The sequence below is a fragment of the Alteromonas sp. 5NW40-0090 genome (assembly GCF_057552975.1).
Window position 1 is genome coordinate 62,832 of the sequence record NZ_BAAJLT010000011.1, and the last position, 14,911, is coordinate 77,742.

General features: G+C 41.7%; 12 protein-coding genes. All 12 read left to right on the forward strand.

The annotated features are described in order from the left end of the window. Positions 1-396 precede the first annotated feature (396 nt). A complete protein-coding gene (locus tag AC27KT_RS14485) occupies positions 397-1,737 on the forward strand; it encodes a Na(+)-translocating NADH-quinone reductase subunit A (RefSeq protein ID WP_487131081.1) in 1,341 nt (446 codons plus the stop codon). Positions 1,738-1,740: 3 nt separating this feature from the next. Further along, a complete protein-coding gene (locus tag AC27KT_RS14490) occupies positions 1,741-2,943 on the forward strand; it encodes an NADH:ubiquinone reductase (Na(+)-transporting) subunit B (RefSeq protein WP_014950797.1) in 1,203 nt (400 codons plus the stop codon). Then, on the forward strand, positions 2,933-3,697 hold the full coding sequence (locus tag AC27KT_RS14495) for a Na(+)-translocating NADH-quinone reductase subunit C (protein WP_014950796.1): 765 nt from the start codon (positions 2,933-2,935) through the stop codon (positions 3,695-3,697). The genes AC27KT_RS14490 and AC27KT_RS14495 overlap by 11 nt, the downstream gene beginning before the upstream one ends. A gap of 10 nt (positions 3,698-3,707) precedes the next feature. Beyond that, complete coding sequence (locus AC27KT_RS14500; protein WP_014950795.1) at positions 3,708-4,340, forward strand: NADH:ubiquinone reductase (Na(+)-transporting) subunit D; 633 nt, start codon at positions 3,708-3,710, stop codon at positions 4,338-4,340. 3 nt (positions 4,341-4,343) lie between these two features. Then, entirely contained in the window at positions 4,344-4,952 is a 609-nt protein-coding gene (nqrE, locus tag AC27KT_RS14505) for an NADH:ubiquinone reductase (Na(+)-transporting) subunit E (RefSeq protein ID WP_487131084.1), read from the forward strand. Between the two features lie 20 nt (positions 4,953-4,972). Further along, positions 4,973-6,205, forward strand: a complete 1,233-nt coding sequence (gene nqrF / locus AC27KT_RS14510) for an NADH:ubiquinone reductase (Na(+)-transporting) subunit F (RefSeq protein WP_014950793.1) — start codon at positions 4,973-4,975, stop codon at positions 6,203-6,205. Positions 6,206-6,339: 134 nt separating this feature from the next. Further along, positions 6,340-7,365: an FAD:protein FMN transferase gene (locus AC27KT_RS14515; RefSeq protein ID WP_487131086.1), complete on the forward strand. Its 1,026-nt coding sequence runs from the start codon at positions 6,340-6,342 to the stop codon at positions 7,363-7,365. A gap of 9 nt (positions 7,366-7,374) precedes the next feature. Beyond that, complete coding sequence (gene nqrM, locus AC27KT_RS14520; protein ID WP_014950791.1) at positions 7,375-7,608, forward strand: (Na+)-NQR maturation NqrM; 234 nt, start codon at positions 7,375-7,377, stop codon at positions 7,606-7,608. Positions 7,609-8,032: 424 nt separating this feature from the next. Continuing rightward, a complete protein-coding gene (locus AC27KT_RS14525; protein ID WP_487131088.1) occupies positions 8,033-9,259 on the forward strand; it encodes a site-specific integrase in 1,227 nt (408 codons plus the stop codon). After that, positions 9,249-11,531, forward strand: coding sequence for a hypothetical protein (locus tag AC27KT_RS14530; protein ID WP_487131090.1), 2,283 nt, complete (start codon positions 9,249-9,251; stop codon positions 11,529-11,531). Before AC27KT_RS14525 ends, AC27KT_RS14530 begins: the two co-directional genes overlap by 11 nt. A gap of 17 nt (positions 11,532-11,548) precedes the next feature. Further along, positions 11,549-14,314: a hypothetical protein gene (locus AC27KT_RS14535; protein WP_487131092.1), complete on the forward strand. Its 2,766-nt coding sequence runs from the start codon at positions 11,549-11,551 to the stop codon at positions 14,312-14,314. Then, positions 14,307-14,888 (forward strand): hypothetical protein, encoded by a 582-nt coding sequence (locus AC27KT_RS14540; protein WP_487131094.1) that lies wholly within the window; start codon positions 14,307-14,309, stop codon positions 14,886-14,888. Before AC27KT_RS14535 ends, AC27KT_RS14540 begins: the two co-directional genes overlap by 8 nt. Positions 14,889-14,911 lie beyond the last annotated feature (23 nt).

The following is a 14,911-nucleotide window of genomic DNA, read 5'->3' on the forward strand; positions in this document are numbered from 1 at the left end:
TGAATAAGACCAAAGGTTTACATTAAATTGTAGAAAAATTTGCCTTTATCTTGAAATAGCGTGGCACAAACGTATGGGTTAATGCTAAAATCCCGAAATTAAGTAGGGGCCTTTTCTGCCTCTACCAAAACAGCAGTAGCGATTGCAGCTACACAACAACAATAATAAGTGTAAATTTCTGCTGGTGGTCTATAAAGAAAGGGCGAATTAAGCGTCCGCAAAAGGAATTATGCGTTACGGCTTCATAACAGGCTGACCGTAGCAATTGCAGCAAGTTCCATCAATCAACAACGAAAAGGTGTTCTACACCTGTTAATAGTGCGCTTTTGCATGCTGACAGGCAGGTTTTCTGCGGTCATGCAAAAGGGTATTTCTATTAGAGTAGTGCGATTACATATGATAAAAATCAAGAAAGGTCTCGACCTCCCAATTGAGGGAGCGCCAAAGCAGGAGATTGCTGATGCATCTGCTGCAACGCGCGTTGCCATTCTGGGAGAAGAATATGTGGGTATGCGCCCTACCATGCACGTCCAAGTTGGCGATGTAGTGAAGAAAGGTCAGGTTCTTTTTGAAGATAAAAAGAACCCTGGCGTTAAATTCACTGCCCCAGCTGCGGGTGAAGTGGTAGAGGTTAACCGTGGTGCAAAACGTGTTCTTCAGTCTGTAGTTATCAAAATGAACGGCAGCGATGCTGTGATATTTGATAAAATTGCAGCTGACCAGATCGCGAGCGCAACACGCGAGCAACTTCAGTCAATCCTTGTAGAGTCAGGCATGTGGACAGCGTTGCGTACACGTCCATTTAGCAAATCTCCTAAGCTAGACTCTGTTCCAAGTTCAATTTTCGTTACAGCAATGGATACCAATCCACTAGCAGCAGATCCTGCAGTGATTATTGCTGAGCGCCAAGACGATTTCGTAAATGGTCTTAAAGCATTAACGCAATTGAGCGGTGGCAAGACTTACGTTTGTAAAGCGGCAGGTGCGTCTGTTGCTACTGGCGATGCGGCAGTTGATGTTGAAGAATTTGGCGGTCCTCACCCTGCGGGCCTACCGGGTACTCACATCCACTTCCTTGATTCTGCTGGCATGAACAAAACGGTTTGGCACATCAACTACCAAGACGTTATGGCAATCGGTGCATTGCTGACATCTGGCGAGCTAGATAACCGTCGTGTTATTTCACTTGCAGGTCCTGCAGCAACCAACCCACGCCTAGTGCGCACCGTAATTGGCGCAGACTTGACCGAGCTTACTGCTAGTGAGCAAGTAGACGGTGAAGTACGTGTTATCTCTGGTTCTGTACTTAGCGGTACGACAGCGATGGGTGTTCACGGCTTCCTTGGTCGTTTCCACACCCAAGTTTCACTTCTAAAAGAAGGTCGCGAGAAAAAGCTATTTGGCTGGATCACTCCAGGTTCAGATAAGCACTCAGTGACTCGTGCTTACTTAGGTCACCTAAGTGGCAGCAAGAAATTTGATATGACAACAACTACCAATGGTTCTGAACGTTCTATGGTTCCAATTGGTAATTACGAACGCGTTATGCCCCTAGATATCATTCCTACGCTTCTGCTTAGGGACCTGATTTCTGGTGATACTGACGGTGCTCAGACGTTGGGTTGCTTAGAGCTGGACGAAGAAGATTTGGCATTGTGTACTTATGTATGCCCTGGCAAATACAACTACGCTCCTATCTTACGCGACTGTTTGACCACGATAGAGAAAGAGGGTTAAGTCATGGGTTTAAAAGCGTATTTAGAAAAAATCGAACCAAACTTCGAACCAGGTGGTAAACATGAAAAGTGGTATGCGCTTTACGAAGCTGCGGCGACCATTTTCTACACCCCAGGTAAAGTAAACAAAGCCAACACGCACGTGCGTGACAGCATTGACCTTAAGCGCATCATGATCATGGTATGGATGGCAACATTCCCAGCTATGTTCTTTGGTATGTATAACATTGGTTTCCAAGCGCAAGAAGCAATTGCTGCTGGTGCAGGAACACTACCTGATACGTGGCAAGCAGGCCTATTCGCTGCCCTTGGCGGTGACTTGGCAAATGCGGGTACATTAGGTCTATTCTTCTATGGCGCATGTTTCTGGCTGCCAATCTACGCGGTAACGTTCGCGGTAGGTGGTTTCTGGGAAGTATTGTTCGCGTCTGTGCGCAAGCACGAAGTTAACGAAGGTTTCTTCGTTACATCGGTACTGTTCGCACTAACACTTCCAGCTACTATTCCTCTATGGCAAGTTGCACTAGGTATTACTTTCGGTGTTGTAATTGCTAAAGAAGTATTCGGTGGTACAGGTCGTAACTTCCTAAACCCAGCATTGTCTGGTCGTGCATTCCTTTACTTTGCGTACCCTGCACAAATTTCAGGTGACCAAGTATGGGTAGCGGCAGATGGTTATTCTGGTGCAACGTCTCTAAGCCAAGCGGCTTCTGGCAACCTTGATTACGCGAACATGGATCAGTGGATGAACAGCTTCATCGGTACTATTTCAGGTTCAGCGGGTGAGGTGTCTACCCTTGCTATCATTCTTGGTGGCTTGTTCATCATGTACATGCGTATAGCAAGCTGGCGCATTGTTGCTGGTGTAGCAATTGGTGTGGCGTTCTTCGCAACCTTGTTAAACCTAATCGGCAGCGATACTAACCCTATGTTTGCAATGCCTGCACATTGGCACTTTGTTGTTGGTGGTCTTGCTTTTGGTATGTTCTTTATGGCGACAGACCCAGTTTCTGCGTCGTTCACAAACCAAGGTAAGTGGGCTTACGGTATCTTCATTGGTTTCATGACGGTACTAATCCGCGTCCTAAACCCAGCCTTCCCTGAAGGTGTAATGCTAGCAATTCTATTTGCTAACTTGTGGGCGCCACTGTTCGACTATTTCGTCGCACAAAGCAATATCAAGCGGAGGGTAGCACGTGTCGGCTAAGAAAGAATCTTTAGGCAAAACGGTAGGTATTGTTGTTGCCGTATGTTTAGTTTGTTCAATTGTTGTTTCTGGCGCGGCTGTTGGCCTTCGCTCTCTACAACAAACAAACGCAGCTCTAGATAAAAAGAGCAACATTCTTAATGCTGCAGGCCTTTATGAAATGGGCATGAGCAATAGCGCAATTGAAAGCACGTACAGCGAGCGAGTAGAACAGCGTTTTGTTAATCTTGACGAAGGTACTTTCGTAGAAGCGCCTAAGCCAGATTACGATATGTATAAAGCAGCCAAAGAAACTGAGTACAGCACAAAGGTAACTAACAGCAATGTTGGTTTCCAACGCCGCCCTAACGTGGCAAGTGTTTACTTAGTTCGCGACGACGCAGGTGATGTTTCTCGTATCATCCTTCCTGTACACGGCAGCGGCCTTTGGGATCTTATGTACGGTTTCTTAGCGGTAGACGCAGACGGCCAAACGGTTCGCGAGCTTATTTACTATCAGCAAAAAGAAACGCCAGGACTAGGTGGTGAAGTGCAAAATCCTGCTTGGCAGGACAAATGGGACGGCAAAGAGCTTTACGAGAATGGCGAAGTTGCTATTCGTGTAGTGAAAAATGCTAACCCTAGCAATCCTCACACTATCGATGCGCTTTCAGGTGCAACCCTAACCAGCAACGGTGTTGAAAACACTATTCGTTACTGGGTGGGCGAGCAAGGCTTCGGCCAGTTCCTGAAGAACCAAGCATGGCGTTCATAAGGGAAGTCTCATGGCAGATACTAAAGAAATGAAAAAGGCCCTCTTTGGGCCAATCCTGGACAACAACCCGATCGCCCTACAGGTATTGGGTATCTGTTCAGCACTGGCAATTACCACTAAGCTGGAAACAGCATTGGTAATGTCGCTTGCGCTTACAAGCGTTGTAGCGTTCTCAAACTTGTTTATTTCACTAATTCGTAACCAGATTCCATCTAGCGTTCGAATTATTATCCAGATGACCATCATTGCATCGTTGGTAATCGTTGTTGACCAAATTCTGAAAGCGTATTCGTATGAAATATCGAAGCAGCTGTCGGTATTCGTTGGTCTGATTATTACTAACTGTATCGTAATGGGTCGTGCTGAAGCTTACGCCATGAAGAGCCCACCTCTGATGAGCTTCCTTGATGGTATTGGTAACGGCTTGGGTTACTCTTTCATTCTAATTGTTATTGGTACAATTAAAGAGCTATTTGGTTTCGGTACTATTTTAGGTTTCGAAATCCTTCCACTGGTTCAAAACGGTGGCTGGTATCAGGGTAACGGTTTGTTAATCCTACCATTCAGCTCATTCTTCTTAATCGGCGGTATGATTTGGTTTATCCGTACTATCCGTCCAGAGCAAGTAGAGCCTAAGGAGTAAGTCATGGAACATTATTTGTCGTTATTTGTTCGCTCAATTTTCGTTGAGAACATGGCGTTATCACTTTTCTTGGGTATGTGTACCTTCCTTGCGGTATCTAAGAAAGTTAAAACTGCTATGGGTCTTGGTGTTGCTGTTATCGTGGTACTAGGTATCTCTGTACCTGTTAACCAAGTTATTTATGTAAACATTCTTGCTCCAGGCGCACTAGCATGGGCAGGTTTCCCAGAAGCTGACCTAAGCTTCCTTAACTTCCTAACGTTTATCGGTGTTATCGCGGCGTTGGTACAGATTCTAGAGATGAGCTTAGACAAGTTCTTCCCTGCGCTTTACAACGCACTAGGTATCTTCCTTCCGCTAATTACCGTTAACTGTGCAATCTTCGGTGGTGTGGCGTTTGCGGTGCAGCGTGAATACAACTTCAGTGAAAGCATCGTTTACGGCGTTGGTAGTGGTATGGGCTGGGCACTAGCAATTGTATTGCTAGCGGCAGTACGTGAAAAGCTGAAGTATGCTGATATGCCTGATGGTGTTCGTGGTCTTGGTTCTGTATTCATGATCGCTGGCCTAATGGCACTTGGCTTCCAGTCATTCACTGGTATTCAGCTGTAATAGAGCTCGGGAGCATATAAATGAATAACGTAGAAATATTTCTTGGCGTCGGCATGTTTATTGCCATCGTATTGGCGCTAGTATTTATCATTATGTTTGCCAAGTCTAAATTGGTACCAAGTGGTGATGTAACTATCACTATCAATGGTGACCCAGACAAGGCAATCAAAACTGCACCGGGTGGCAAACTTCTTGGTGCACTAGCTGACGCAGGTTACTTCGTATCGTCTGCTTGTGGTGGCGGTGGCTCATGTGGCCAGTGTCGTGTAGATGTACACTCAGGTGGTGGTGAGATTCTTCCAACTGAACTAGACCACATCACCAAAGGTGAAGCGCGCGAAGGCTGCCGTCTTTCATGTCAGGTTGCTATTAAGCAAGACATGGAAATTGAGCTGGAAGAGTCGGTATTTGGTGTTAAGAAGTGGGATTGTGAAGTTATCTCTAACGATAACAAAGCAACCTTCATCAAAGAACTGAAGCTTAAAATTCCTAACGGTGAAAGCGTACCTTTCCGTGCAGGTGGTTATATTCAGATTGAAGCGCCAGCTCACCACGTTAAGTACAAAGAGTTCGATATTCCTGAAGAATACCGCGGTGACTGGGAGCGTTTTGGCTTCTTCGACATCGAGTCTAAAGTAGACGAAGAGACTATTCGTGCTTACTCAATGGCGAACTACCCAGAAGAAGAAGGCATTATTATGTTGAACGTGCGTATCGCTACGCCGCCACCTAATAATTTAAGCCTACCTGCGGGTAAAATGTCATCGTACATTTGGAGCCTGAAAGAAGGTGACAAAGCAACTATCTCTGGTCCATTCGGTGAATTCTTCGCGAAAGAAACTGAAAACGAAATGGTATTCGTAGGTGGTGGTGCAGGTATGGCCCCAATGCGTTCACACATCTTCGATCAGCTTCGTCGTCTTAAGTCTAAGCGTAAGATGAGCTTCTGGTACGGTGCACGTTCACTTCGTGAAATGTTCTATACAGAAGACTTCGACGAGCTAGCAGCAGAAAACGATAACTTCGAGTGGCATGTAGCACTTTCTGATCCTCAGCCAGAGGACAATTGGGAAGGTTACACTGGGTTTATCCACCAAGTACTTCTAGAGAACTACTTGAAAGATCACCCTGCACCAGAAGACTGTGAGTTCTACATGTGTGGACCACCTATGATGAACGCGGCCGTAATCAACATGCTTAAAGATTTAGGTGTTGAGGACGAAAACATCATGCTAGATGACTTCGGTGGCTAGGCGTTTAATTTAAGAGCTACTCGCTTAAAAGTTATTAAGCATATTAAAAGGGGCGAAAGCCCCTTTTTTGTTGAAGCACAACGTTTAATGCACATTATTAGTGAATTATGTGCAAATTAGCTAAGGACAACATCGTGATCCGATTCGGTATTCGAATTTTTCTCGCTTTTGTTGCTATTGGTATTCTTGTACTTGCAAGCTGTAGCGACGAAAAAACGCCTGTAGTGCACCTTCAAGGGCAGACAATGGGCACAACTTACAATGTTAAGTACCTCGTAGTGGAGACACCGGTAGAAGGCTTACAGGCTGAAATAGATGCTCGCCTTGTTGACGTTAATAAGATGATGTCTACTTACGACCCAACGTCGGAGCTATCCAGGTTTAATCAATATCGCTACACCGACAACTTCGCCGTGTCGCCAGATACGTTAACCGTGGTAAATGAAGCGCTGCGCTTGGCTAATCTTAGTGGCGGTGTACTTGATGTTACCGTTGGCCCATTGGTTAATTTGTGGGGGTTTGGCCCAACTAAACGCCCTGAAAAAGTACCAAGTCAGACAGACATCGACGATATTCGCGAATATGTGGGTTATAAGAAGCTGTCAACTACGCCTACAGGTTTAAAGAAAAGTCACCCAATGCTTTATGTCGACTTGTCGACTATTGCTAAAGGTTTTGGCGTTGATGAAGTGGCAGAGATCCTTGAAAAGCACAACATTGAAAACTACCTTGTAGAAATAGGTGGTGAAATGCGTGTGAAAGGCGAACGCGGCGACGGTAGTGAATGGCTTATTGCCATTGAAAAGCCAGTTACCACTGAACGCGCTGTTCAAAAAGTTGTCTCAATAGGGGAAAACGCGGTTGCTACATCGGGTGACTACCGTAACTATTACGAAGAAGACGGCGTTCGCTACTCGCACCTAATCGACCCCACGACGGGCAAACCTATCTCACACAACTTGGTGTCGGTTACTGTAGTACACCCTTCATCTATGACGTCAGATGGTCTAGCCACGGCGTTTAACGTAATGGGGTGGGAACAAGCGATAGCGGTCGCTGAGCAAGAACAACTTGCTGTATTCCTCATTCGTCGCACAGAAGATGGATTTGAAGAGTATGCGTCGCCAGAATTTGATAAACTGGTCACAGTTCATAATTAGGGGGTAGCAATGTCTACATTCATCCTTGCTTTTGGTTTCTTTCTCACAATGGTACTGGCTATGGCCGTAGGTTACCTTTTTCAGAAAAAATCAATTTCTGGAAGCTGTGGTGGCTTAGGTGCACTAGGTATTGAAAAGGCCTGTGACTGTCCAGAACCGTGTGACCGTAAGAAGTCACGCATGGAAAAAGAAGAAGCCCGCCAGAAAAAGCTAAACGAGTGGAAGCAAAACCAAATACTGTAATGCTGAAACCATTGTTGGCTTAGGGTTTAAAAGCGCTGTTTGAGTCAATCGACAGCGCTTTTTTTATTTGGGGAGTATGCCAGCAGCCTCGTTTACGTCGTTTTGGTTGTTATATTTACTTGAAATCACCATCGCTTCTATAAATTCGCTCGTACTTCTACTTGGTTGGAATGCCATTGTTCGAGCTATCAATGCTATTTAGAACCCATGATTAGATAGTGTAATTCAGGATTAATAATAATATACTGTCTTTTTGTACAGTTTTATTTTAAAGCTAGAGTAGAAAGGCAGGTAATGCGAAAAATTATCCACGTCGACATGGATTGTTTTTAAACTTTAGGGTATTAATTTGAAGGAAAAATTGTATGTAATTCGATTCTTCTACTATGCTTTGTCTATATTAAGAAGAAACTAAAAAGAGCGCATGTTTAGAGAGTACGATAATACCATTAACAAATGTCATATTTACTTAGATAACTCATATGACCCCTTAGTCCTGCCTTGTATTTTTGCTCGTTACACCGAAATTTTGGGATTAAAAATAATAAGAAAAAAAGTAAGAAATGAGGTGACTGGTCGATACAATGATTTCATTGAGGAAAAGGAAATAGGCCACGATGCTGGCTACAAGATTTGTAATCACCTCGGAAGGTTTTTAGAGTGGATTGATAACTACACTTCTGAAGAGCATGTTTCTCTTAACACTCACAGTGCTTTTCCCCCCGAGTTAATCAACACGTACGTTAACGAATATCTCATTAATGAGTGTAATAAAAGTGAACAAGTTGTCCTCGATGCAGCTGATTCACTTACTTCTTACTACAATTTTCTGGCCTATTATTTTGATAACAGACATAAAGAAATTTTTATAAAACCATCACTGAGGCCCATTGCACGAAACAATTCAAAACGTTCCTCTCACATTAACTATCTTTTACCGTCAACTCGTGAATTATTTTATAGAAAGGCTGAAACACTACTTCATGAAATAGTGTTAAGAAATGGGGGGGACTTAGGGTGTAGAGCCAAAGAAAATCAAGGTTTCTTACTCAACGATTTCTATGCTAACAAGAAGAGATACAAAGGCTTACTTAGCTTGTTTAAAGAGCTGAAAAGCAATCCAAGTAAAGATGAATTTGAGTACCATCTGAGCTCGCTTTACACCAAAATGGGTCGCTCAAGAACACTTTACATTCCAAGGCAACTACTTGAGAAAATGTATCGCTACTATAAGACTGAACGTCCGAAAACGGATTCCAACCATTTACTTGTCTCAAACTCAAATAATGATAGCAATGGCAGATGTATTAGTAAGGGATTTCCTTCTGATGTGTTTCTTAAAATTAAGAGTGAGTTAATAGAAGAGACAAGCAAACATAAAGAGCTGTATAGCAACTTGCAAAGAATTGATGTTGACTGGAGTTATCACACTTTACGTCATAGTTTTGGAACAGATCTTTTTTACAATCTATGCGAAGGTCAAAATAAACGAATTGAATCGATAACCACAACATCTAGTGTTTACATCGAAACAGCAAGAAGACTGGGACACAAAGTTGATGGCCGAGGGGCTATAGAAGTAACTAAAAGTTATATACATTCTTGTGGATATAGAGAAACATTGCTTCGAGAAGTGACTGATGTCTTTTGATAAAAAACTAGAGAAGAGCGTACAACGGGATTCAGATATTCTTGAGTCAGAACTTAGTGAAATGTTACTGCGCGACCGTCCGATCGCAATGATGCGACGACCTCTCAGTGATACTTCATTATTGATTCCAAAACTTCGGGATTGTCCAGAACGGCTTCTTACTTTGGATAGTGAACACGATAAAGATAAAGCTCTACTTTTCAGAGTCGTAGTAGCGGCATATAACTTTGCATTTACTTCTGAATCTGCGGCTACATCGAGTAAACCGCTCGTTAGTCAAACAGCGAATCATTTTGTTGAGTGGTTAAATGCAACCAACATAAACAGTCGATACAGAGCTTTGAAAGAATATGAAGCTTATATGTTTGATAAGCTAAATAATCACGGAGGGTTAAGTGGATTAGTCAAATTAAAAGCATTAATTGAGCTAGCTTTTAGAGATATTGAATTTGACAGCACTCTTTCTTCAAACGAAAGACTCTATCTACTTGATTTGTTAAAAACGAAAGTTAGTCCAAATATAAATAAAGCTCAAGTGTCTTTAGCAAGCTATTTTGGTGCTTTAGATTGGTTAAGAGATGAAAACATAGGTGTTGGGAATGAGCTATACAATGTTTTTGCCTCGCCAAAACTTTCCATTAGCTCTCTACAATGTGTTGCCTCAGTTGTTATACTTGAGATCTATAAAGCGAAGCTAGCCTTACGTACGCTATTGAAAGAGAGCGGTATACTGCCAGCGGGTTCCAACTTTGATAGTTTCAAAAAGATGGATAGGCATTCTAGGGCTAAGTTTATTGGTAAAGTCGTTTACCAATTACTGATGACGCATAAAAATAAAAAAAATCCATCCACGTATTCAGAGTTAGCCGTAGCTTTGGTAATTCAGTCAAATTCTCCAGATCAATATCTAGAAGAGAATAAGTTAGTTTTGTATAGCAACGATTCTTTAAGACAAACGTTTCTGACTCGCCAAGGCGATTTAAGCCCATACAAATTAAGACAAAACTTCACCCCTAGCGGGCTAGGAAATTTATTCTCTCTTGATATCCTTTATCAACTAATAAACTCAAACGACTCACTTCCTGTTACAGAATTGGAGAGTATGATGTTTGCTTGGTTGATGGCGTGTTTGACAGTACAGCCGTCTGATATATCAAAATTGAGCAGGGAAGATTTTCGACTTGTTGTTGTTGGAGGAAAGGTAAGAAGTATTGAGTGTGAGTATTTCAAAGGCAGAGCAGATGCTTTTTATAACACACGTTCCTTATCGACTAAGAAACTTGAAGGGAAAGCATTGCTTACCTACATTGAACAAACCGAAGCTCAAATAATCCCTTCACTTGAAGCACAAAAGTTAACTAACATAGCTTTATCTAAAGGAAATAGTTCGTTAACTGGTGAATTGTACAACACACTCAGCCAGCCTATGATTGATGAAGAACTGCGTCATGCTCATTACATAAGTGGTGAGGTTCCTATGCTGATGCCCATGGCTCTCAAGGCTCTTATTAAGAATGGCATCCACGTACAAAATGTCGTGCGAGTACCAAAAAACACACCACTACCTGAAAGAAAGGCTTTGGTCGCAGAATCGAATGCCCCATGTATGCCTTCTATGTTCGGTTTACAGGCAATAAAAAACTCTGCCGTACATGCATACAGCGACCCCTATACATTACATTACTTGATTAATTTTAACTCTCATACAAATAAAACTGAAAAGACTAGTTATCTTACCCCAGATAATGAAGAGTGGATAAATTCTTCTGGTCGCATTACCCGCTCAGTCATGATTGATCTAATTAATAACGTTTTTGATCTGGATTTTTCTGGATTAAGCAAAGAGAGCGAGGAGAAAGAAAAAGCATCCTTCAATCACGAATTCGCGAGCATCACTGATACCATCTCATATAAAAAAGAAGAAATACTTTCTCGTTTACGAGTTGTCACAAATCAGAAAAAAGGCGCAATAAATGAAGTCGGGGTAATGTCATATTCAGCTGATGAAAATGAAGCCTTTGCTCCGATTTACGTTTTGGATAGTCCTGTGACTGTATGCAAGATGATGAACTTCATTTATGAGTTTGAACATAATTACAAAAAAATCTTATGCAGAAATCCAGATTATTTCTACAGGTCTGCACTTCCTACTGTTGAGTGGATGGAGCATGTTTTATCGAGTCTAAGCAAAGCTTCAATATCTGAAGGGCAGGAACTCTTTAAAAAAATGAGAAATGCAGGAGTGTGTGTAAGTGTATTTCACTCAATATGAAATAAGGTAGGCGTAGAATGGGTAATTTAAGTCTTAAACGACATAAAAGCTCCTCTTGGATGAGATTCTGGCAAGACCAAAATGAAAAGCTTTGTTCTTTCGATTCTTTTCGTGATGACTTGGGAAGCATTTTTGATGAGGTATTGATATTCAAAAATACCAAAGGTAGTAAAACGAAATTAGATTTTAGCGTTTTTGATCTGCCTCACATAATGTTAGGAGAAATTTGTACACTAACTCTAGAGGGCCAATCTTACTCTTTAACTTTAAAGGAATACGCTAAGCTAGCCGTAGCCAATAGCGCAAGACAAACTCACTCGCACCCTCCGTTAGCTACTTTCAATATTCTGATGCAATTGGGCGGCTATCTCAATTTTAACGAAGCGAGAACGCTAAATAAAAACAATGCAGAAGACTTTTATATTAACGTACTTACTCAGAAAGTGACCGAAAAGGGATGTTACAACCGCCTGTCTCCTCCTGCTTATAGGGCGTGTTTTACGGATTGTAACTTCGTAGATATACGTTCCAAAATGCACTCGCTCGGTGTTGATGGTTTGATAGAAATTGGTTTAACTAAAAAAGTTTTAGAAAAAAAAATAGGCATAGCGTGTGAGGGAGCGTTGGGGCTTGCTTTACCTGAATATAAACAAGGAGGCAGCTTTAATACGTTAACATTAGAAATGGGGCAGTATTATGTTGACCACTTGAGAGGAGTTTTTCACCGCGACTACTTTTACACCCTGATTTGTAAATCAACTATAAGAAATTTGCAGACTCCAGACTGGGGAGCTAGACATCGAGAGGTGATATTAGAAACGATGCTAGGCACATTTGAACAAGCGAAGCAGGGCATCATACTAGAAGGTAATCAAAACTATAACGATTTCTATCAATGTATTAAGTTTTCACTATGTGAACAGTATGAGATGCAGTTCAATAAGGTAGAATCACTCGATGAGGAGAATATTCATCGTTTAGTGCTAGAGTTGGGATTAGGAATGCGATTCGATGCAATAGAAGTAATTCGAGTGCTAATGTTGCAGAAATATTATGATTTTGGTGGTGCAAAAAAGCCAAAGTCTGTATGGGAAGGCTATTTACGGTCACTAAACAAAACTGAACTCAATACTGACCAGCTTAAAAAACTCACTGTTGACGATATTTATACGAAAATGGATGAAGTAATAGGTAAAGGCAAGCTAAGTAGTGACTTGTTTATAGCTTCATTAAATAAATGGATTGCAAAACTGTTAAAAAATAAGACTCGAAGCTACGCCTCTTTAGTCCAAGAGTTTGACCGCGTAGGAGATGCAATGACCTCACTAGTCGTCTCTTGGCTTGGTTACCGTAAGTCTGAGTTCGGTTTTCCGTTAAAGGCAATTTCTGGTCACGCTAATTTGGACATACTAGATAACTCTCATGTCCCATTTCGCTTTAAATTGAAATGGTATTGTCCTAAAACAAACGGTACTAGCAAGATAGACCGCGAAATTACGTCACAATGCTATCAAGTTGCAGCCCAATTAAACGAGTTATTCAATTCCGCCGAAGATCAACCGTGCTTGTACATAAATCGGGGGCGCGCACTTAACCAACCTACTTCGAATGAATCAGGTAGAGCGATCTCAACCCGTATTCAGAGTAATTGGGGACACTTCGCTCTAAACTACAAGCCTTTTAACGACGCGCTTGAATTAGAAAGATTATCTAATATTCCCACCCAGGAAATGTCACTAGATGAAAAAAATAAATTTAGCGTTTTACAAGCGTCTTACGATTTATCCAGTTCAAGAGTTCAACATCTTATAAATTCCGGTAAAGAAATAAAGTCAAACGCTGCGAAAATTGAGCTCGCCCGAAGTACAGAACTGAAAGAAAAACTTGTAGAGTTCAGTAAATCAGGAAACATAGAGGATTTTGATTATAAGCGGTTAATAGATGAATCGATGCCAGAGGATACCAAAACGTGGCTGAAGTCTAACAAAGATGACATAGAAAATATTCTCGACAGAGCTGCGATTACCACCATCATTGGTGAATTGCTAACTGATATCCGTTATCCAACCCCACACTCATTTCGCCATATATGGGCTGAAGCTGTGCTAACACGGTATCAGGGGGACATTGGTGCAGTAATTCGTCACCAGTTTTGTCATCTTGATGAATCGTTTTTTATGGCCTATTTACGAGAAAAAGAGGCAAAAAGTATAGTTAAAGTGGCACGAATAAAAGTGCTCAATTCTCTGGTTGATACTATCATATCGGACTCTGACAAAGTGGACAGTGAATATCTCGGAGGGTTTGCTCGGTATGTAAAAAAAGCTGTATCTATGACAAATGCAATTACAAATAATTCAATTCGAACTCTGAAGGAATCTATCGAAAGACGTGTTATTTCTCTTAATCCTTCCTATTTTGCAACGTGTGTACCGCGTGAAGGTGGAGAGATTCGAGCTAAATGTGCAGAAATGGGAGATATTCAACCTCATAACGCGAAACCTGTGTTTTGTTTGAGCTGTACGAATGCTGTAATTACTAAGGGAAACCTCAGGGGAATATGGCAAACAGTGTTGCCGTTTGTGAAAGAATGCCTAAATGAAGATGTTATGGGGTTTATGGTTCAATCTCATCTGCCTACATTACGCTCTAGCTACAAGCGAATTAATGAACTTAAATCCTCAGAAAATAACGAATCAGTTGATAAAATTCTGTTAGTCATAAGAAAGGCAATCAATAGTGTAGAGAAAAAGCTGAAAGCTGAGCAGGCAATGTATGCGTAACGAAGAACTAGATAAATTAGAATCGGAAGAGTTCCTGAACAGTCTTGATCAACAAGGTGAGCCTCAAGAAGTTTTAGAGCCAATAGGAAGAAGTGAGCCAAGCTGGCTCCCCAAAGACCAAGCCCACTATCTATACAGGGCTTGGGCGACAATTAATAAATTATATTTTGAGAGAAAAGCTGCTATTGATGACTATAACAAGGTTGCTTCTCCTAAAACTCCTAAAAGCGTCTACTCAATTAAGAAAAGTGATGTAGGTAGAGCTATTGAACAAAGCGCGAATAATATATTTTATGGGAGGGACAAAGATAGTGATGCGAAAAAAGGAATCAGAGAATATTTTGACATCATAAATGAATCGTTGTTCTCACTTTTCGAAAGAAAGCAGGACTCTTTAACTGACCCTCAGTCAAGAACAGGTATCAGAATAAAAAAGAAAGAACGGATTGTTGACGAGCTTCAACAGCTTCGAAAAGAAAACCAGACTTTGAAGCGCAAACATGTAAAAGAGACAGTTGATATGGCGATAGGAAGGTTACCGTTAGACTTACAACGGAAGTTTACAACAGGTTAATTCACTTGAATTGTATTCACGTT